This is a genomic window from Lacrimispora xylanisolvens, assembly GCF_002934545.1.
GTDB classification, from domain to species: Bacteria; Bacillota; Clostridia; order Lachnospirales; family Lachnospiraceae; genus Lacrimispora; species Lacrimispora xylanisolvens.
On record NZ_PTJA01000010.1, the window covers coordinates 96,218 to 116,745 of the forward strand.

The window sequence follows — 20,528 nt, forward strand, 5'->3', positions numbered from 1 at the left end:
CTGTTTTAACTATTTATCTCAAGATGCTGCTGCCAGTTAAACTTACCTCCTTAAGATTCAGACCAATTGCTCCCCGTTCCAGCAGACTTTCCGCTAGATCCATACGGATTATTACTGCACTTTCAGTTCCTGTCCTGATACGAAACAGAGGAATTCCTGTCATTTTACTCCGATCCAAAATAAGTTCCCGCTGCCCAGGTTCCGGCTTTTGCGCCAGACAGTCCTCTTCTTCCAGCACCGGACTAAAGTAAGAGGCGCACTCTCCTTTATCTGTATCAAAAAGTACAAAAAACAAAAACGGAATATTGGAATCGTATAAGCCAGTTACTTCCATAGCTGCCCTTGATAGCAGAAAAACAGGTTTCTCAATGATATCAGGAAATATGCCATCTATACCAAGCTTTGCATTTAGCAATACATAAGAAGGAATGGTCTGATACTCCTTCCTGTTTAGCTTTCTTACATCAATGGACTGGTTTATATTCATAATCTGCAAAAGGGGATTCTTTTCTTCGTTGGTCAGTATAAAATATTTTAAGTTTCCCTGGTACGCCATATAATCTCCCCCTCTCCCTGATACCTGCCGAAAAAGGCAGAAAAATCTTCTGCCTTTTCTGCCCTTTGAAAGGCTTCTGTTTCCATTATTTCATCTGCCAAGTCCGCGCACAGCTGACGTACGGCCGCATAGTAATATTCCACACAAACTCTGCGGACCGCGTCCTCCTCATACCTCCAGATCCTGGGATACTTTTTCCTTAAATCTGCCATTACTGATTTCATATCATCCTCAAAGCACTCAAAAAAGCCGGATGGACGCCAGTACAATTCCACTGGATCCGGATCAAAATAAAATTCGTTATTATATAAAGACAGCAAAAACTCATAGCTTCCTGTTTGCAGACTGGTATTGAGATAACAGATCCCAAGCCAGGACCACTTTTTCTCTTTCTTTGCCGCCTCTTCTAATAACTGAACAAAAGGCTCCAAAGCCTGCTTCCTCCACTCTTTGTTCTGGTAATCAAGTTCCAGCCTGCGGCACTTTAATATAAATATCTTATCTTCCGCATTTTGGGCGGCTTTTTCCAGTTCTTTTATCCGACCCATCACACTTCCTCCTGTTTACTGTACTTTCAGTTCTCCTCCAGTAAAAGAGATGCCCTGTTCTATATTAATGCTGGTTGTCTTCTGCTTTATATTGACGGAATCTGTTCCTGCTGCAATGAGAGAACCAGTTTCACTTGAAATAGTAAGGTCATCTTTTGCCTTTAATACAATATCATTCTGGCTGACGATATGGACTCCTTTGGCATCACTTAGTTCTATTTTGGTTCCCTGGTTATTGGTAATTACAATGGAATCTGGAGTAAAACGAATCTCCTTCTGGTATTTATTCTTAATAATTTTGTGGTCTGGATTTTTACGGTCAGAACTTTGTGTATCAAGATGAACCGAACTTATCACATATGCTTCTTCTTCCTTTTGTTCCGGTATATGGAGCCGGACAGCATCCCCCACCTCCGGCATACAGTACCAGCCGGTTCCGTCAGGGGTGGAATAAACGGTAGAGTATGGATACCACAGATTAATTTTCTGATCCTGATTCTCATCCTTACTTATCTTCACCATCACCTTATCTTCTTTTACCTTTAGAACTTCCGCCGGGAAAGAACAGCCGGCACGGTCTTTCTCCCGGTATTCCGGAAAATCCATACCAGATCTGGATTTCAGGTGACATGTATGCAGCATTTCACCTCTTTCATACCTGCTTTCTATTTTCCAGACAAAGAGCTGCATTCCATCTATTGAAATCTGGTCACCAATCTGGTAATCCTCCCGGCTTTGTATCACATACTCCAGACAGGAGGATTCCCGCATTTGTGTTAATCCCTGACTCCGCTTCATTTGATAATCCATCAGATTCTTTTTAACAGCGTATTTGGCAAACTTGGGGAGTTCATAACTTTCTCCTTTTGGTAAATCGTAAAAATACTTAACCCCGTTTATTCTGGTACTGGGGACAAGGAAGCTGTGAAACCCTGCCGCTATCCTCTTTAAAAATTCCCAGTCTGTCTCCCTGTGCTGCAGCACCAGTTTTCCGGCCTTATCCGTGAGGGGACGATTCTTTATAATTCCCGAATTCTCATAGTTTCCAGTAATTTGTCCAAAAATTGCTTCATATGTAGCTGTGCCATCCTGAAAGGTTCTGAAGTGTGATTTCAGATCCATAAAATAGGTACCCGTTGTAAGCTCTAATGTCATCTTTTTCTGATCATTTACCTGTTCCACGGAAAAGCCGGTAACTACTCCCCAGAAAAGTGTCTGTACGTCACCGTCTTCCCCCACTTCTTCGATCTTTTCCCACACATCGCCGGTCAGCTGCTTTAAATAGATATCTTCATCCTCATCTGCAATATACCCGCTTACCACAGCTGTTCCATGCTCATTAATCTGCCTGTTTACCATAAGCTCTCTGACCTCAATAAACTGAATCGGTCCTGTTTTTAAATTATATTCTTTCACATTCTTCCTCCTCTGTCTGTATTGTCTCAAGCATACGAAGGATCACCGGCCTCCATTTATCGTAATCCTTAAATATGCAGTAAAAGGTTCCAACCATCATTTTTCTGTCAGAAAGGATCAGAAACATCATGTTATAGACCCGTTCATCGGCAGCAAAGCTTTTGTAATCAAACCACACCATAGGAACATTACCGGAAATATTTCCCTGATCATAGAAAACGTTCTTTTCATCTGCGCGCTTTAAAATTTGTATCATTTGTTCCCTCTCATGATAAAGATCAAGAACGTATGTCTTCTTTTCCAGAATTGCCGTCTGGAAGGTCAGTCCTGAATGGGCAGAGGGATTGATTAATACCAGCTCCGGGCGGTTTTTTGAAAAAAAGATGGAAGCAGTTTTATCTTCATCTGCTTCAAAAAAACCATCTGGAATGTCCATTGCAATACCCAGACTGGGAAACCACTTCAACTTTTTTGATCGGTCAGCCCGTTCCTGTGTCTCCTGTTTTATCTTATTAAGCTCTCTTTGAAGCTGCAAAAATATCTTATCAATATCGTTATCATTTATCTCTTCCATTATCTCACTCCTGACCTTTTGCGAACTACTATGCAGTTTCCTCCAGCGTATCAAAAAAATACTTTAACAGTGCCTCCCATTTCAAACGATCCTGTTCCGGAAAAGTTGCCGTGACAAGTAACATCCGATTATGAACCGATAAGACCGCTTTTACGTGCTGACTGCTCTCTCCCGCCTCTTCCAGTTCCATGGTAAACCAGCCACACTGGAATTTCCCCTTATCGTATCGATGAACCGGAGATAATTCATTTCTTGGATAAATACTGCTGATATATTCTCTAACTGCTTCTGCAGCGATACCCGTTTCATCCGGTCCCAGCTTCTTATCTATCATTTGAAACGTCATTTGACATTCCCCTGTATCATCTGCGAAAATCATTTCCGGACGATCCTCATATGGATAATATGCTTCCTTCCCGTTATCTGACATCTCTTTTAGCAAGACCGGAATTCTGGCTGTTAATAATCCATCTACAAGTTTAATTTCTTGCGTCAAAACCGGTTTCTGGAGGCAGCCTTCCGTATTTTCATCATATAATAAATTCATCTGTTACACTCCTGTTTACCCTCTACTTTGAAAACTGATGCCGAAATCTTTTATGATCTGATTTCTTTTATTCAAACGATCCTGTGCTTTCGCCTGCTCAGACTGGAATACCTTCTGTTCTAAGACAGCTGCTGCGTCAAGCTGGCTGCTGATTGCATTCAGCCGGTTGACTTTTTCAATTAAAGGACTTTTTCCAACTCCGCCGACTTTAATGGTCTTACTCATTTCTTCACCCCCGAAATATTATTTTTAAAGCACTTTTATATCTATTGCCCTGTAATAAAGTTTACCTTTGTCCCTGTTATCTGCCGTTCCAGTATTGTGGTGCCTGCCGCACATGGAGTTGATGCCAGAACTGCATTCTCTGCCCCGTTTAAATCATATTTTCCCACGTCCGCAGACTCGGTTACAGGAAATCCCGCATCACCGCTTCCCTCCATTTTCACCTTTCCAAATTTTCCAATGGAATCAAACCCGTTGCATAAATTAATAACCGCAGGAGAAGCCAGATCTCTTCTGACAAGGGAGATTTCCTGAGGGGCAAGAAAAGAGATTCGGCTGGCTTTTAGCCACACTCCTTTTTTCGCAAGTACGGTAAGCTCTTTACTGCTTTCAATATTTGCTCCCAGGCTGTCACTTATTTCCACCTTTAACGGAACCCTCTGTTTTAAATCTACAAATCCCATGCAATCCGGAAGCAGATACATCCGTTTATTCTTTGCTGTGGTAAAATATCGCTTTGACGGATCAGTCATCTCTCCATTACCGGTTCCATTTTTCCTGATACTGCCGCTTGCCCTGGCACTGCCATCTCCATCGTCAAATGTAATCCAGATACGCTCTCCGATTTCAGGCATACAGTACATCACATTTCCGGTATCCGGCAGCCATGGATACCAGAACACTTCCTGGCCATTCTGAGCCCCATCAATATCCAGACTTACACGTACACACTCTCCCTTTGTTTCCAGTACCGTACCCACAAGTGAGACGCCAGTCATCTGGGCATTGTCATATCTGGCTGTGCCAAATACCTGGGGAGAACCAACCGTATAGGTATAAACCAGCAGCCCTTGTTTGAGTTTACACCGTTTGGCGAGAATTACCTTGTTGGAATTATCCCGCATTGTTATACTGTCTCCAACCTTCCAGTTCTCATAATTGCTGATTTCATGACAGATAAACTGGCTCTTTAAAAAATGATACTGCTCTTTATCATAGGTGTAATAAGACCGATCAAACCATATTTTTTCTTTACTGGCTTCCTGCCCCTCTCTGGATTCGCCACGGGGCAGACCAAAATATAGCTCAGGTTTAACCGAAACTCCCCCTGGAAGCAGAGAGGTTCCTAGTTGTCCTGCAATTCTTTTTAAAAATTCCCAGTCCGTTTCCTTGTATTGATAAACCGGAGTTCCAATTTTTCTGTCCTCAATGTGAAATATCACTTCAGTATTTGCTGTATCTGCCAGGACGCGCCTTACTAACGCTTTGTAAGTCATGTCAATATTTTGAAAGGATCTGCAGTTTTCTTCTCTGTCAAGCAGTTCGGTAGGGGACACTGCCTCTATTTCAGCAGTATAGCCGTTTCCCTCCCTGCATATTGAGACCTCCATAATAAAACCACAGAAAACAGGAGGGCTCATTTCATTCCCATTTTTATCAGCCATCGTAACGGATATACTACTTCCCTCCAGTTTTTGTAAGATAGGCGATACTCCAATATCTTCCGAAACATATCCTTTTAGCTTGGCAAGTGTATGGCAGTTTTTCTTTATGTCCATTTCAAATTCAGTAACTTCATTGATATTTAAAAGACTGTGGATTATTAGATTTCCGGATGTGACTGCATTCATGAAAAAGCTCCTTCCTCCTCTGTTATTTCCCCTGTTAGTTACTATTTAATTGCATTTGATAAATAATTACATTATACTCCAATAAATTACAAAAACTACTATCATGTAATAATTAGCAGCTTATATGTAACTTTTGGTATTTTTTTTAGTTATATTCGGTCAATAGCATTGCGAGACGTCACTTTCGGCTTACAAATTTTGTAATCCGAAATTCTGGTTCTTTGAAATTTGTTTGCATAAAAAAAATACCCTGCCATTGTTTTATGTCAAGGTATTTTTTTATATAATTAGAACATATCACAATTTATTGGGGTAGACATACACCAAAAACATGTCCTTTTTTATTTTCACTCTTGTAATTTCAAATAGAATTGAGTAAAATGAAACTACCAGAGTTACCCCTATACGTAACGTTTCATACATAAGCCCACACCGGCATGTCCGGTGCTAAAGAGAAGGAGGTACGGATATGCGGACGATGAATGTCGATATCCAGCTGCGTACCATTCCCATTCCGCTTGCACTTCTGATCAATACTGCCAATGCATTTATGTGCGATATCTATATTGATTACGGGTTGACCAGAGTTAATGTGAAAGACTACGATGAAATGAAGATGGGACTGGTTACACAGAATCGGAATTTATTATTTAACTTCGACGGCGAAGATGAACTAGCTGCTGAAGGGCGGATTGGAATGCTGTTTAGACCGTAGCCGTCGGAAAGGAACAATATGACCTATAATACAAAAGAGAGTTGACCGCGGCGATTGGCCGGCGGACAGCTCTCTTTTTCATGGTTCCCTTAACCAAGGAGTGCGGTTACACCAAAATACAACAGTACAATTGCCCCAAGGACAATTCTGTAATATCCAAAAAATTTAAAATCATGCTGTCTGATATATCCCATAAGAAACTTAATCGCATAGACAGAAACAGCAAATGCTACTACCATACCCAAAATCAGATAAAAAACCTGAGCTCCTGAAAAATTAAAACCGAATTTCACAATCTTTAAAAGGCTTGCACCAAACATAACCGGAATCCCAAGGAAGAATGAAAATTCTGCTGATGCCGCTCTGGAGCAGCCTAAAATCATGGCACCCAGTATGGTGGATCCGGAACGGGATGTACCGGGAATTAAGGAAAGCAGCTGGAACAAACCAATATAAAGAGCTGTCTGGTAAGATATCTCTCCCACCTTCTGCACTTCAAAGTTGCGGTACTTGTTCCGGTTCTCAATCACAAGAAAGAGAACACCGTATATAATTAAAGTCGCTGCTACTACATAGCCGTTCATTAAATATTTATCCAGGATGTCATCCACTAATATTCCAATCACAGCTGCAGGCAGACATGCCAGTATAATCTTGCTCCATAAAATAAATGTTGCCTTTTTCTGAGCCGCCTTTTTTCTTGGGGAAAATGGATTTAACCTGTCAAAATACAACACTACTACTGCAAGAATCGCCCCCAGCTGGATTACAACCAGAAACATGTTTTTATAACTGTCCGGCTGGTTTAAATGAATGATCTCATCTACTAAAATCATATGACCGGTGCTGCTGATTGGCAGCCATTCTGTAAATCCTTCCACGATTCCCAGAACGATAACTTTTAATATCTCAATTATATTCATCTTAATTCCTCTGTTTTAAATATTTTCTATCTGCCAGTCAATTGGAGTCATTCCATTTGCCTCCAGATAAGCATTGGTTTTGCTGAAATGTCTGCATCCAAAGAATCCTCTGTAAGCGGAAAGAGGACTGGGGTGTGGCGCTTCCAGTATTAAGTGTTTGGGATTTGTAAGCATTGCTTTCTTATTCTGTGCGGGACGCCCCCATAAAAGAAAGACCATAGGGCGATCCTGCTCATTTAAAATTTTAATGGCCGCATCCGTAAAAGTCTCCCAGCCAATTCCCTGATGGGAGTTAGCTGCGTGTGCCCGAACAGTCAATACGGTATTCAGTAACATAATTCCCTGATCTGCCCATTTTTTTAAGTATCCGTTGTTAGGAACCTTACAGCCAAGGTCTTCTTTCAGTTCCTGATAGATATTCACCAGAGACGGCGGAATATCCACATCGGGCTTCACTGAAAAGCACAGGCCGTGAGCCTGACCCACGTTGTGATATGGATCCTGCCCCAGTATCACCACCTTAACTTTGGAAAGGGGGGTAAACTGAAACGCATTGAATATGTCATTGGGGTCTGGAAAGACCTGAGTTGTTTCGTACTCTTTCCTCACCTTCTGATAAAGTTCCCTGTAATATGGCTTTTTAAATTCCCCGTTTAAAGGTTCCAGCCAGTCGTTATCAATTGCTCCCATATTTTCTCCTTTGCATCTTTAAATCCGAACCGGTACTCCTTTCTCTGATAAGTACCGTTTTAACTCCATAATTTCCAGTTCTTTGTAATGAAACAGGGAGGCCGCCAGAGCCGCATCTGCCTTGCCCTCTGTAAGAGCGCTGTGAAAATGTTCCATGGTTCCAGCTCCGCCTGACGCAATAACCGGAACGGATACAGACTCTGCAATAATCCGATTCAGCTCATCATCATAACCAACTTTTGTTCCGTCACAGTCCATGCTGGTGAGCAGAATCTCTCCGGCTCCCAGACGGTCTGCTTTCATAGCCCACTCTACCGCATCCAGTCCTGTATCGATTCTTCCGCCGTTCTTAAAGACATTCCAGCCGCTTCCATCTGCCCGCCTTCTTGCATCAATGGCAACCACCACGCACTGGCGTCCAAACTTATCAGCAGCATCCGAGATCAGTCTGGGGGTATTGATCGCAGAGGAATTGATGGATATCTTATCCGCGCCTTCCCGTAAAAGCATCTTAAAATCTTCCACTGTCCGGATTCCTCCGCCTACCGTAAACGGAATAAAGACCTTTTCTGCAACCCGGCGTACCATATCAACCACTGTATTCCGGTTATCGGAGGAAGCCGTAATATCAAGAAATACCAGCTCATCTGCTCCTGCTTTATCATAAGCTGCTGCAATTTCCACCGGATCTCCGGCATCCTGTAAATTAACGAAATTAACACCCTTTACCACTCTTGCGTTGTGTACATCCAGACATGGAATGATTCGTTTTGTAAGCATCCGGTTCCTCCTTTATGTCAGTTCAATGAAGTTTTTCAGTATCTTAAGACCGGTATCTCCGCTCTTTTCCGGGTGGAACTGGCAGGCAAATACATTATCCCGTTCCACCGATGCCCCAAAAGCCACACCGTACTCACAGGATGCGGCAACATCCGATTCCCTGTCTGCCTCTAAATAATATGAATGGACAAAATAAACATATGCACCGGAATCCAGACCTTTAAAAAGTCTTGCGCCCGGTCTGATTGTCAGGCTGTTCCAGCCCATATGGGGAACCTTAAGCCCGGACTGGTCCGGGAATCTTACGATTTTACCCGGAAGAACAGAAAGTCCTTTGACTCCTTCACATTCCTCACTGCTGTCAAATAACAGCTGCTGCCCCAGGCAGATTCCCAGAAAAGGAGTACCTTTTTCTGTTACCTTCCGGATTACATCTGGCAGGTCATACTGGCAAAGTTTATCCATGGCGTCGCCAAATGCTCCCACACCTGGCAAAATCACCTTGTCTGCTGCAAGTATGGTTTCCTTATCCCGGGTTACCACCGGTATCTCCCCTAACGAAGTAAGGGCTTTTTCCACACTTTTTAAGTTTCCGGCATCATAGTCAATAATTGCAATCATGGCAGCCACCTCTTTTTCGCCTTTTTCCAATATTCTAACACAGTCCCTGATCCTGCACAACGCAAAACGTTACTAAATGCTTTCTAAGAATTCCACGGAATTTACAGGAATTGATTCTGCCTTTCCCCGCAGCCCTTCGGATAGCTGTGCAAAACTTCCATGAATGCGGTACAGAAATGCCTTGTTATTTACAGAAGCCGTTTTCTCAAAAGGCCACCGGATTACAGTCGGCGTCTGAAATCCCACACCAAGTTCTAAAATCACAAGCTTTTTATTCAGTGTTCCTGCCAGCCATCTGGTATAGGCATTCCACTGGGGAAGATACCCCTCTTCAATATAAGTTTCCGCCTGAATGGTATTTCCTGTCAGCGGTTCTCCACAATGAGGGCAGATATCATCCGGAATCTCTCCTGGTTCCCAGATGTCTTTTGTACAGGCTTTGGAACACTGTCTCCAGGTAACATTGCCACAGGGTGCCACCATACGTTTTGAATCCAGACCGGATTTCATCAGCTCCCCGTTGGTCAGTGTAGTGACTATAAAATAATCCTTATCTTTTATTAGTCCGCCCAGTCTTTCATAGAGGCTGTCTTCCCCTCCAGCCAAAATGCCGTTCCATTCCTCTCCGATTCCGATTAAAAGCTTTTCACATCCCTTTATCTCATTTAATATCTGCTCTTTCAAAGCCATACGTTATCCACCTTCTTTTCTACAGTACTGATCCATTATACATCACTTAAGTTTTTAAGAAAAGATGGAAATTCTCACCTTGCGGCAGTCCTCTCTTCTATGCTATACTAATCTGTGCTATTTGAATAATGAAAAAGGAAGTCAGCATAACATGAATCGATTCAAAAGGCTCTCTCCCTTTTTGGGAGGCTGTACCGCGATAGCAGTCCTGGCACTGCTGTTAGTCATCTATACTCTGACAAGGCCGGTTCCTATGGCGGGAACCAAGAACATTACCGTAGATGTAGTATATAAGGACGGGACAACAGACCACTATCAGCTAAAGACGGAAGCGCAGTTCTTACTGGAAGCCATAAACGCCATACCAGGTCTTACTCTGGAAGGAACCACCACAGAAGAAACGGGACTTATGGTGATTAAAATTAATGGTAAACAGGCCGATTATAAAAAAGACGGTGCCTACTGGGCTCTTCTTTGTGACGGAGAACCATGCAATTACGGCGTCAGCCAGCAGGCGATTAAGGACGGGGAACACTACACCTTTCAGTACACCCTCTCTGATGGCAAAGGCGGCGGGACATGAAACAATATCGTCCCATTACCACAAAGAATCTGGTGATTGATGGGTTTTTAAGTTCGCTGCTATTGATCAGTCAGGTAAGCTTATCCTGGCTGCCCAATGTGGAGCTGGTCTCTTTGTTTTTAATTTTATACACTTTGGTATTTGGCAGACACGTATGGATTATCCTGTACGTGTTTGTTCTATTGGAAGGCTTATTCTGGGGAATTGGCATATGGTGGTTTTCTTACCTGTATGTGTGGGCGATTATTCCGGCCGCTATTTTTCTTCTTTATAATAAGAGCTGTCCATCACCATTCCCGGTCGCGCTTCTGTCAGGAACCTTTGGTATGCTGTTTGGTTTATTTTCCTCTCTGCCCACACTTCTGACCGGGGGCCTGTATGCAGCCTTTGTCTGGTGGACTGCCGGAATACCATTTGACCTCATCCACGGTATGGGAAATTTCACTGTTTCACTTATTTTATTTAAGCCCTTATATCAGCTGCTCGTCCGGCTGAAACAGCATCAATCATAAAACAAAGGAGTATCAGACTATGGAAACAGCTATTGTAAGAATTAAAAAGGGAGAAGGACGGTCCTTAAAAGCCGGAGGAATGTGGATTTTTGACAACGAAATTGATATCATAACGGGAGATTATACCAACGGAGATATTGTTACTGTCCATGATTTTGACGGCTACTGTCTGGGCCGGGGCTTTATTAATACCAACTCCAAAATCACAGTCCGCATGATGACACGGAAAAAAGACGTGGAGATCAATGAGGATTTCATTGAAATGCGGGTTCGAAACGCATGGGAATACCGGAAAACTACTGTAGACACCAGCAGCTGCCGGATTATCTTCGGAGAAGCTGATTTTCTTCCGGGAATCGTAGTGGACAAGTTCTCCGATGTTCTGGTAGTGGAATCTCTTGCGCTGGGCATTGACCGCTTAAAGCCTGTAATTCTTGAAAAGCTGAAAAATATACTTGCAGAAGACGGAATCATAATTCGGGGCATCTATGAACGCAGTGATGCCAAGGTACGCCTTCAGGAAGGGATGGAACGATTCAAGGGTTTCATCGGAGAGCCATTTGACACGAAAGTGGAGATCACAGAGAACGATGTTAAATATATGGTAGATGTGGAAGACGGCCAGAAAACAGGATTCTTTCTGGACCAAAAGTACAACCGGCTTGCCATGAAACGCTTATGCAGGGACAAACGGGTTTTAGACTGCTTCACCCATACCGGTTCCTTTGCCTTAAATGCTGGTATGGCAGGTGCAAAAGAAGTAATTGGAGTCGATGCATCGGAACTTGGAGTTGAACAGGCAAGAGAGAATGCAGCGTTAAACGGACTTTCCGACCGTGTCTCCTTCCGCTGCGCCGATGTTTTTGAACTCCTGCCCGAGCTTGAGAAGGCCGGGGAAAAATTCGACGTGGTGATTCTCGATCCTCCCGCGTTTACCAAATCCAGAAACTCCGTTAAAAATGCTGTAAAGGGTTATCGGGAAATCAATATCCGGGGATTAAAGCTTGTTACAGATGGCGGTTATTTAGCCACCTGCTCCTGCTCTCATTTCATGACTCCGGAGCTGTTTACCAAAACCATAAGAGAAGCGGCTGTAAGCGCCCATAAGCGCCTGCGTCAGGTGGAATATCGCACCCAGTCTGCAGACCACCCGATTCTCTGGAGCGGAGACGAAAATTCTTACTACCTGAAATTTTATATTTTTCAGGTTTGTGATGAGAAATAATCATTTAAAAACAGGGCAGGTCAATCCTCTTATTGGATTCCTGCCCTGTATTCCATTATCTTAAAGACATAGCAGCATACATACCGCTTCTCACAGCACCGCCTACTTTTCCTACTTTCGTACAATCACCGATCAGCCGTACCTTATTATGGTATTTTGCATCAATGGCTTTCGCTGTTTCATTGTTAGGAAGCATTCCAAAGGAGGCAACCACTGTGTTTCCTTCAAGGAAGACCTCTTTTCCATCTTTTCCCATAGCCCGAACACCTTCAGCCGTGATTTCAAGCACCTTATGTCCCGTATAAAGTTCTACTTTATTCTCTAAAAGCATTGGTATTAAGGATGCTTTGTTAATCATATGATCTCCAGCTGCCACTTCATCTAGCATTTCAATAATGGCCACCTTCTTACCCTTTAATGCAGTTTCCAGAGCACTGTCACAGGAGGACAGGCCGCCGCCGCAATATATGATCTTTTCACCTTTCAGCTTGTTCTCATCCAAATGTGCTTCCAGAACATTAATTGCACGTTCTATTCCTTTAATCGGGGGCATCATTGGAATTGCTCCGGTAGCAACGATGATCGCATCTGCCTTCTCAAACACCAGATCATCTTCTCCTATTTCCGTATTCACATGTACTGCAACTCCCGTTAACTCCAGCTGGCGCTTATACCAGGTAATCAGTTCACGCAGCTGGCTCTTAAAAGGAGGAGTTGCTGCACTGCGTAACTGTCCCCCCAGATCACTCTCTTTTTCAAACAAGTCAACCTTATGTCCCATGAGCGCTGCTGTTCTGGCAGCTTCCATTCCACCAGGACCTCCTCCGATTACTACTACATGCTGCTGTTTATCCACCTTTTCAAGTTTAAAACGTTTCTCGAATCCAGTGGCTGGATTGACGGAGCAGCTGATTTTAGTCAGTCTGGTCAGAATTCTTCCGATGCAGTCATCGTTACAGCGAATACAGGGACGAACTTCATCACGGCGATCAGTTAAAATTTTGTTTGCCATCTCCGGTTCAGCGATTAAAGGTCTTCCCATCAATACAAAATCAGCATTTCCGCTTTCAATTAACTGAACGGCTGTTTCCGGAGTGTGGTTACCGGCATTTAAAAGTGGAATTTTAACTGCCTTACGTGCAACCTCACAAACATCTGCCATACAGGCATCACCCAGATAAGCAGGTGGGAATATATAATCGATATTTTCATAGCTTCCGCTGTCAATATCCAGTGCATCGACTCCTGCTTTTTCCAGTTCCTGCATAAGGGGAATGGTTTCTTCAAAAGTACGTCCGCCTTCAAAATTATGCTTTACTGCCATTCGAAACAGGATAGGCATATCCGGTCCCACTGCTTCCCGTATGGATTGTACAATTTCAACGGCAAAACGCATACGGTTTTCCGGTGTTCCGCCATACTCATCTGTTCTTTTATTCCAGATTTCTGACATAAACTGGTCAATTAGATATCCTGCATGACCATGAACCTCAATGGCATCAAAACCAGCATCCTTTAATACTTTTGCAGAATATGAAAATTGCTTCATAATAGTCCTTATTTCTTCAACCGTTAATTCGCGGCACATTAAATTCGGATCAAACATGGAAGGAATTGCGGAAGAAGAAACAGGCGCCTTTCCATTTAACATATTAGGAAATGCGTTTTTTCCGGTACCGCAGCTGAGCTGTGCACAGATCTTCGTTCCATAGCGGTGAACTGCTTCCACTAATGTGGTTAATTGCGGAATCACATAGGTATTATCCAGATATCCTTCCATGGAGCCCTGAGCCAGTTCCTGTGTTAAGAATTGGCAGCCCATAATGATCAGTCCGGTTCCCCCTTTTGCCCGCTCTTCAAAATAATCAATTTCATCATCAGCAATTGTTCCGTCAATATGGCCTGAGTTAAGTCCCATTGGTGCCATGGCAATACGATTCTTTACAATCATATTACCAATTGAAAATGGTGTGTTTAAAATCTCGTAATTCATATGCCGCCTCCGTAAGTATGTTTTTGATAAAATATTAACATATTTATGGTAACATACTTACGGACGTTTATGCATCGTGCATTTATTTAGAAAAATATCAGAAACAATGACATTTCTGCACAAATGAATTTTTATCTCATTTACTAATATATTCTAAGATTTTATAGGAAAAATATAAAGTCATATAACAGTCCCTGTTATAAATATCCACGGATATCAGTTCTTGTATTTTAGACAAACGGTAGTTCATGGTATTTCTGTGAATAAACAATTCATCGGCAGAAGCCACCAGATTCCCCATGTTTATAATGTACGTATATAAACTTTTCAAATAATCTGTTTTATGGTTCTCATCGTATTCTTTTAATCTTAAAATATCCGGATGGCAATAATGGATCAGATCCTTTTGTTCCTTTATCCGGTCCAGCATATCATAAATACCATAATCCTCATAGCGATAGATATTTAACTCAGCTGCTTCCTTTTTGCCAAACCGGATTGCTGCCAATGCCTGTTCGTATGCCTCAGGAATCTCCAATATTTCAGCAAAACTCTGACTGACACCGGCGCTCATGTGCATCTGCTTTAAATACTCAGTAATGGGCTGAATATCTTCATTGGTCAGGTATTGTGACTGATTGCAGCCTGTAATAAATATTAAATGATTATCATGAAACATTAATTCTCCATGGGAACCTTTAAAAAGTTTTGATTCTCTTATCAAAGAGATTAAGCTGAATGTTTCCGAATAGTGATTGTATTTTATAATAATAAGATATTTTTTCTCCGGCAATTTCCACTGCAGTCTCTTTGCTCTGTCTTTAATCAATTCCGGTTCCGTAAGACTTCCCTGTATCAGATCCGAAATAAAACGGTTCGCCAGCCAGTCATACTGAAAACCTGAGGATTGATTGTTTTTAATCTCATTTGCTATTACATCACAGATGAATTCCGTTATTTCCAGATCTTTCTCTGTAAAAAGCCTGTTGGATTCAAGAACTGCAAAATGACCCACAATACGCCGATCCAGCCGTATCGCACAAAATATTCTTCGATATCTGTAACCTTCTCCAAGACTTCCAATGACTGCTTTCTTGTCCTGGACTGTTTTTTCTATCCACTGCTTAAAATTATATTTTTGTGTATACTCATAAGTTGTAAATCCCATATTCCGGTATTCCATCCATGGCAGATCATCTACTTCCTTAAAATCAGATGCTGCCAACAAGCGATGATTATTATCTCCCAGCATAACGGGATTTCCCAATAACTCACTGGCTATATCTATAATGTAGGAAAGCCCTCTGCCTTGTATAATGGTATTAAATAGTGCAGCTGGCCGCTCGATTAACGAATACTGATCCACAAGTATGTCCGTAATATCATTGAGCAGTTCCTCCGTGGTGATTCCCGGCTGTATATAAATAACATTGGCATGGCAGTCTTCCTTCACCATGTGAGAAAGATCCGTATTAGACGGACATTCAAGCAATAAAACATTCATGGGGAAATTATCGCCGGAACTATTGAAGATTTCAGAGTATCTGCCAATATAAAGTATATGATCATCAAAAGCTGCAATGTGGTCAGTTAATAGTTTTACTCCCCGTATGGTCAGATTTTCTTCGCATAAGACTGACTTTATGATGATTGTTTCCTCTAATTTCTCTAATATGTCTTTTATTCTCAGTATCATGGGTTCACCTTCTCCATATTATAAAAATACCCTAATAGCATTACTATTAGGGTACAGTTTTCCATTTTTTATTCTTATCGATAGAACTGTGAATAAACTCCTCCGGACACCACACCGCCCCGATAGCTTGCCAGCTCGCTTACGGTAACCAGCTGATATCCCTGCTCGGATAATCTGCGGATAATCTCAACTGCGGCAGCTCCGCTTTGAGGATAGAGTTCATGCATCAGCACAATGTCCCCATCTTTCACCCGGCTCATCACTGTCTGTATGGATTTAGCCGTGTTCCTGGTCTTCCAGTCCAGCGTATCAATACTCCACATAATCATAGGCGCATGAACATTCTGAAGAACTGTGCTGTTTTTATTCCCTCCCGGAAGTCTGACTAATACAGGTCTTACTCCGCAGACAGCTTGTACCGCATCATTACAGCGGTTAATCTGGCTTTGAATCTGCTGGGCATTTAACTTGTTTAAATACTTATGCTCATATGTATGATTACCAATCTCATGTCCTTCTGCAGCCATACGCTTTAATTCATCCGGATAATAGGCTGCCCGGTTTCCTACCACGAAAAAAGTTGCTTTTCCGCCATACTGTGCCAGACTGTCCATAATCTGATTTCCCACCGGAGCGTAAGGACCATCATCAAAGGTCAGGGCAACCATTGGTTTGGAAGGATCAATCACTCTTCCAGCAGGTTGTCCCTCCGTTTCTGATGATTCCTGCTGCCCTGCTGTCTCTCCTGTACTCTGACTTTCTGTCTCCGCCTGTGACTGTGTCGCTGTCTCTGCCTGAGTCTCTTCCTGCTTTCCCGGCTTTGCAGAAACGTTTCCGCTTTCATCTACCCATCTGGCAACTCCCGGCCCCAGGTTTTCATCTATCCAGCCGCCTCGTACCTGCGTTGTCTCTTGTGCAGCTGCCGCCGTCTCATACGCCATGGACGGAAATGGAGAAGCTGGCACGAAGGCTGTTATAAGGGCAAGGGCTGTCACACCCAGACCCAGTTGTAAAAATTTCTTCATAAAACATCATTCCTTTCCCAGTTACTAATCTCTACTATACAGGAATTAGGGGAAAATGGAAAGTAAAAAGCAAAAAAAGCCCCGAAATACAGTTTGTTTTCTGTATTCCGGAACCTTCTCTTTTACATCCATACAGGAATAGGAACGACTGCAGCTTCAGTCCCTCATATTCATACAAGTCTTCCCTTCAGAAGGGCAGCAATGATCCCTTCCACACTTTTTTCTTCTACTTCCAGGGGCTGACCCGGTTCTTTGATGTTCCCCAGCTGATGAGCGTCCGAATTCTGAATAATCGTACAGCCCTCAAGATAGGGGTTTTGTCTGATCAGTTCAGGAAGACGGTCCCAATTCCTCACTTCTGCCGCCATAAAACGGCTGTCAGGCGGAACGAAACCCAGGTTTGACAACAGGCTGTTGGCGTTTTTGTCCAAATGAGCGGGAAACATAACTCCGTCAAAGGAACGGACCAGATCCCAAAGTCCGTCAAAGGATATCTCTGTGGAGTTAATCAGAAGATTTTCGAACGTCCCTGCTGCTTCGTCTTCCTTATTATATATAAACTGATTCCCAAAAATTTCCACGTTATTCGGTAAGGGGATCAGTTTCTTCTCCACATACCCATCAAATTCCATGGCTTTTGACAGCGTAGGAAAGAGACATACCGCATGTACCTCTTCCGACGTACAAATCTCCATACCGGGAATTGCAAGAATCCCGAATTCCTCCGCAAAATGCAAAACAGCGGGACAGTTCTTGCAGGAATTGTGGTCTGTCACCGCAATCACTTCAAGTCCTTTTAATGCTGCCATCCCTACGATATTACCAGGTGTCATATCGTCATCACCGCAGGGGGATAAGCAGGAATGAATATGGAGGTCATATTCAAGCGTCTTCATGGGAAAGCCTTTTTTCAATCAGCAGAGCTGCTTCAAAAATGGGAAGCCCGGTCTTCATTACCGTAATATTCTGTTCGATTGCCTTTTGTTTTGCGGCCTCATCAGGTGCCACACCCTCCGCAAGAATCACACAGGCGGCATCCGTTAAAGAAGCAACAGCAAGGGTGTTCATATTTCCCATAACCGTCACCCATGCACAGCCCTCAGGCGCTTTACCCATGGCAATACTTAATAAATCACAGCAAAATGGTTTTGTAATGTTTCTGTCCGTTCTCTCACCTACATGAATCGTCTCAAATTCTCCAGTATCAATCAGTTCCCTTATCGTCATTTTGATTTCTCCCCTCTTTCCTGTCAAGCTGGTTCATTTCATCAGAAATCCTTACTATATATGAAGTCATGGCTCTAAATTTACTGTAGCTGTCTCCATCTCCCTCCTCAATATCAGCTGCCAGTCTGGCAACCTCCTTTGTCAGCTTATGAACATTATCCCGGAGGAAATAGATGCAGTCCGACTCAGCGGCTTCCCCTCTGACAATATCTTCTGCCAGTGCCTTACAGGTGGGAGCACCGCAGGAACCGCAGTCCAGTCCCGGAAATTTTTTCAAAAGCCGTTCTACCTGATTCAGCCTTGCAAAGCTTTCCATCATGGTATCCCCCAGGTGAAATACCGGCTCGTACTGGACCATGCTGGTCCATCTCACAAGTTCTTCCCCTTCTGATTCCATATGGCTTCTTGCCACAGGCATATATTTGCGAAGACGCTTTAACTTTACCTCCGCTACATAAGGGTTTTCAACGGTAAGAACCCCTCCTACGCATCCGCCGTTACAGGCATTTAACTCCACAAATTTTAAATTGGTAAATTTCTGGTCTTCCATATCCTCCAGAACCCGTATGACATTCTCAATCCCGTCTGCAGCCAGATAATCCTCTGTAAAGAGTCCGCTTGCTTCTCCTCCGCTTCTTCCCCAGCTGACGCCGATTTTTCCTGACGTTCCGATCTCCGGCGGTTCTTCTCCTACCGCTTTCATGCAGGAAAGAAGCCGTGGATAGACATCCTTAATGGCAAGGACTTTATCCACTTCACTGTGATCGGTTCCCAGGGGAGCACGGGCATAAGTCACCTTTGACGGACATGGAGAAATAAATATGATCCCGATCTTCTCCCTGGGCAATCCCGTCTTTTCCATCGCTCTTCTCACTGCAAGTATGGCAGCCACCTCAACCGGAGGATTAAGCGGCAGAAGATTGGGGATTAAATTAGGAAAACGAACGCGGATGAGCCGTACCACCGAAGGGCATGCTGTACTGATTACCGGAAGCTTATCCGGATTCTTGCTTAAATACTCCCGGGTTGCCTCACTGACCAGTTCCGCCGCCGCACTCACTTCAAATACATCATCAAAGCCCATGAGCAGCAGTGCATTTAGCACAATATTCACATCATCTAAGTTATTAAACTGGCTGTATAAGGATGGTGCCGGCAGGGCAACCGTGTATTCAAACTGCTTTAAATCCTCCATGGTATCGTAAATGGCATGTTTGGCGTGATGAGGGCATACACGGATGCACTCACCGCAGTCAATACAGAATTTACTGTTAATCTGTGCTTTTTTATTTCTGACCCTGATCGCCTGGGTGGGGCAGCGTTTAATGCAGTTAATGCAGCCCATGCAGAGATCCTCATCAAGTCTTACAGAATGATAAAATTTATCCAATGGCTCACCTCTTTTTAGCAATCCATATTTTTTGCGGCTACAGATTCACCACCATCCGAATGGTGGTTCCTTCTCCTATCACCGTATGTATCTCCATCTCATCGGAATACTTTTTCATATTGGGCAGTCCCATTCCCGCACCGAAACCAAGGGAACGCACCGCATCCGGAGCAGTGGAATAACCCGCCTGCATGGCAAGACCAATATCCGGAATGCCGGGACCAACATCTTCTAAAACCATCTCAATCCGTTCGGTTGATATATGTACCGTGATCTCCCCGCCTTTGGCATGTATTACCATATTGATCTCTCCTTCATACATGGCAATGGCAACCTTGCGAACGGCTTCCGGTGTAACACCCATTTTTTTCAATTTGCTCTTTACATCGCTGCTTGCCTCTCCCGCTCTTGTAAAATCATCCGGAGAAATCGTATAATGAAATGTAATGACATCCATAATTAAATCGCACCTCCGTGTAGTCCTGCCTCATAGAGCATTCCGCAGGCAGAAAACATGCGGTGCCCGGTGGACAGAAGAATAATCCCCCTCTCAGCCGCCAGCTGGAGCATGGCTTCATCCGGCTTTTTCCCTCTTACAAACACGATGCACACAATATCAAGCATTTCAGCAGTCCGAACTACCTGGGGGTTACATAGTCCTGTGAGCAGTACAGAATGATCCTTTGAATAAGCAAGCACATCACTCATCATGTCAGAACCGCAGGCGCTCTTCACCTCCTCAGACAGATGCTCCTCTCCAACCAGCACTTTTGCACCCAGTATTTTCCTGATATCTTCGACTGTCATATGGCCCTTTTCCTCCATCCATTCACGCTATTCACACAATTCAAGACATTATTAATAATTATATCATAAATAGTGCCTCAAGTGTATAAATTTCCCACGTAATGTTTGTTATTTTTTTGTCGAATCTTGATTAAAACTATAGATTTTTTCTCAATAA

Annotated in this window: 24 protein-coding genes; 4 read left to right on the forward strand and 20 right to left on the reverse strand. The window is 43.2% G+C overall.

What is annotated here, in order from left to right:
- Positions 1-13 precede the first annotated feature (13 nt).
- Genes BXY41_RS17890 through BXY41_RS17920 form a run of 7 tightly spaced genes read right to left on the reverse strand, consistent with a single transcriptional unit; the run spans position 14 to position 5,494 of the window.
- Positions 14-556: a hypothetical protein gene (locus BXY41_RS17890; RefSeq protein WP_104438237.1), complete on the reverse strand. Its 543-nt coding sequence runs from the start codon at positions 554-556 to the stop codon at positions 14-16.
- Positions 535-1,104 (reverse strand): hypothetical protein, encoded by a 570-nt coding sequence (locus tag BXY41_RS17895; protein WP_104438238.1) that lies wholly within the window; start codon positions 1,102-1,104, stop codon positions 535-537. The genes BXY41_RS17890 and BXY41_RS17895 overlap by 22 nt, the downstream gene beginning before the upstream one ends.
- 15 nt (positions 1,105-1,119) lie before the next feature.
- Complete coding sequence (locus tag BXY41_RS17900; RefSeq protein ID WP_104438239.1) at positions 1,120-2,520, reverse strand: contractile injection system protein, VgrG/Pvc8 family; 1,401 nt, start codon at positions 2,518-2,520, stop codon at positions 1,120-1,122.
- On the reverse strand, positions 2,507-3,094 hold the full coding sequence (locus BXY41_RS17905) for a hypothetical protein (protein WP_104438240.1): 588 nt from the start codon (positions 3,092-3,094) through the stop codon (positions 2,507-2,509). Before BXY41_RS17905 ends, BXY41_RS17900 begins: the two co-directional genes overlap by 14 nt.
- 28 nt (positions 3,095-3,122) lie before the next feature.
- Entirely contained in the window at positions 3,123-3,641 is a 519-nt protein-coding gene (locus tag BXY41_RS17910; RefSeq protein ID WP_104438241.1) for a hypothetical protein, read from the reverse strand.
- A 15-nt stretch (positions 3,642-3,656) separates the two neighbouring features.
- On the reverse strand, positions 3,657-3,866 hold the full coding sequence (locus BXY41_RS17915; protein WP_104438242.1) for a hypothetical protein: 210 nt from the start codon (positions 3,864-3,866) through the stop codon (positions 3,657-3,659).
- 41 nt (positions 3,867-3,907) lie between these two features.
- Positions 3,908-5,494, reverse strand: a complete 1,587-nt coding sequence (locus tag BXY41_RS17920) for a contractile injection system protein, VgrG/Pvc8 family (RefSeq protein ID WP_104438243.1) — start codon at positions 5,492-5,494, stop codon at positions 3,908-3,910.
- A gap of 469 nt (positions 5,495-5,963) precedes the next feature.
- On the opposite strand from BXY41_RS17920, the gene BXY41_RS17925 reads away from it, so the two are divergent.
- Positions 5,964-6,209: an HPr family phosphocarrier protein gene (locus BXY41_RS17925; RefSeq protein ID WP_104438244.1), complete on the forward strand. Its 246-nt coding sequence runs from the start codon at positions 5,964-5,966 to the stop codon at positions 6,207-6,209.
- 89 nt (positions 6,210-6,298) lie between these two features.
- Here BXY41_RS17925 and BXY41_RS17930 read toward each other — a convergent pair whose 3' ends face one another.
- The 5 genes from BXY41_RS17930 to BXY41_RS17950 all read right to left on the reverse strand — a co-directional run bounded on the left by BXY41_RS17930 (position 6,299) and on the right by BXY41_RS17950 (position 9,913).
- On the reverse strand, positions 6,299-7,132 hold the full coding sequence (locus BXY41_RS17930) for an undecaprenyl-diphosphate phosphatase (RefSeq protein WP_104438245.1): 834 nt from the start codon (positions 7,130-7,132) through the stop codon (positions 6,299-6,301).
- Positions 7,133-7,147: 15 nt separating this feature from the next.
- Positions 7,148-7,822, reverse strand: a complete 675-nt coding sequence (locus BXY41_RS17935; protein ID WP_104438246.1) for a uracil-DNA glycosylase — start codon at positions 7,820-7,822, stop codon at positions 7,148-7,150.
- An 18-nt stretch (positions 7,823-7,840) separates the two neighbouring features.
- A complete protein-coding gene (hisF, locus tag BXY41_RS17940; protein WP_104438247.1) occupies positions 7,841-8,602 on the reverse strand; it encodes an imidazole glycerol phosphate synthase subunit HisF in 762 nt (253 codons plus the stop codon).
- Positions 8,603-8,614: 12 nt separating this feature from the next.
- Positions 8,615-9,223: an imidazole glycerol phosphate synthase subunit HisH gene (hisH, locus tag BXY41_RS17945; protein ID WP_104438248.1), complete on the reverse strand. Its 609-nt coding sequence runs from the start codon at positions 9,221-9,223 to the stop codon at positions 8,615-8,617.
- A gap of 72 nt (positions 9,224-9,295) precedes the next feature.
- Positions 9,296-9,913 (reverse strand): hypothetical protein, encoded by a 618-nt coding sequence (locus BXY41_RS17950; protein WP_104438249.1) that lies wholly within the window; start codon positions 9,911-9,913, stop codon positions 9,296-9,298.
- Positions 9,914-10,064: 151 nt separating this feature from the next.
- On the opposite strand from BXY41_RS17950, the gene BXY41_RS17955 reads away from it, so the two are divergent.
- From BXY41_RS17955 to BXY41_RS17965, 3 genes are read left to right on the forward strand one after another with little or no spacing between them, the layout of a single operon-like run.
- Positions 10,065-10,496, forward strand: a complete 432-nt coding sequence (locus BXY41_RS17955; RefSeq protein ID WP_104438250.1) for a DUF4430 domain-containing protein — start codon at positions 10,065-10,067, stop codon at positions 10,494-10,496.
- Entirely contained in the window at positions 10,493-11,008 is a 516-nt protein-coding gene (locus BXY41_RS17960; protein WP_242980237.1) for a hypothetical protein, read from the forward strand. The genes BXY41_RS17955 and BXY41_RS17960 overlap by 4 nt, the downstream gene beginning before the upstream one ends.
- 19 nt (positions 11,009-11,027) lie before the next feature.
- On the forward strand, positions 11,028-12,233 hold the full coding sequence (locus BXY41_RS17965; RefSeq protein ID WP_104438251.1) for a class I SAM-dependent rRNA methyltransferase: 1,206 nt from the start codon (positions 11,028-11,030) through the stop codon (positions 12,231-12,233).
- A gap of 55 nt (positions 12,234-12,288) precedes the next feature.
- On the opposite strand, the gene BXY41_RS17970 is transcribed toward BXY41_RS17965, so the two are convergent.
- The 8 genes from BXY41_RS17970 to BXY41_RS18005 all read right to left on the reverse strand — a co-directional run bounded on the left by BXY41_RS17970 (position 12,289) and on the right by BXY41_RS18005 (position 20,371).
- On the reverse strand, positions 12,289-14,226 hold the full coding sequence (locus BXY41_RS17970; protein ID WP_104438252.1) for an oxidoreductase: 1,938 nt from the start codon (positions 14,224-14,226) through the stop codon (positions 12,289-12,291).
- A 136-nt stretch (positions 14,227-14,362) separates the two neighbouring features.
- On the reverse strand, positions 14,363-15,922 hold the full coding sequence (locus tag BXY41_RS17975) for a PucR family transcriptional regulator (protein ID WP_104438253.1): 1,560 nt from the start codon (positions 15,920-15,922) through the stop codon (positions 14,363-14,365).
- Positions 15,923-15,996: 74 nt separating this feature from the next.
- A complete protein-coding gene (locus tag BXY41_RS17980) occupies positions 15,997-16,947 on the reverse strand; it encodes a polysaccharide deacetylase family protein (protein WP_104438254.1) in 951 nt (316 codons plus the stop codon).
- 170 nt (positions 16,948-17,117) lie between these two features.
- On the reverse strand, positions 17,118-17,843 hold the full coding sequence (locus BXY41_RS17985; protein ID WP_104438255.1) for a PHP domain-containing protein: 726 nt from the start codon (positions 17,841-17,843) through the stop codon (positions 17,118-17,120).
- Positions 17,830-18,174 (reverse strand): hypothetical protein, encoded by a 345-nt coding sequence (locus BXY41_RS17990; RefSeq protein WP_104438256.1) that lies wholly within the window; start codon positions 18,172-18,174, stop codon positions 17,830-17,832. Before BXY41_RS17990 ends, BXY41_RS17985 begins: the two co-directional genes overlap by 14 nt.
- Positions 18,152-19,564: a [Fe-Fe] hydrogenase large subunit C-terminal domain-containing protein gene (locus BXY41_RS17995; RefSeq protein WP_104438257.1), complete on the reverse strand. Its 1,413-nt coding sequence runs from the start codon at positions 19,562-19,564 to the stop codon at positions 18,152-18,154. The genes BXY41_RS17990 and BXY41_RS17995 overlap by 23 nt, the downstream gene beginning before the upstream one ends.
- 37 nt (positions 19,565-19,601) lie before the next feature.
- A complete protein-coding gene (locus BXY41_RS18000; RefSeq protein ID WP_104438258.1) occupies positions 19,602-20,021 on the reverse strand; it encodes an ATP-binding protein in 420 nt (139 codons plus the stop codon).
- A gap of 2 nt (positions 20,022-20,023) precedes the next feature.
- Positions 20,024-20,371, reverse strand: coding sequence for a DRTGG domain-containing protein (locus BXY41_RS18005; RefSeq protein ID WP_104438259.1), 348 nt, complete (start codon positions 20,369-20,371; stop codon positions 20,024-20,026).
- Positions 20,372-20,528 lie beyond the last annotated feature (157 nt).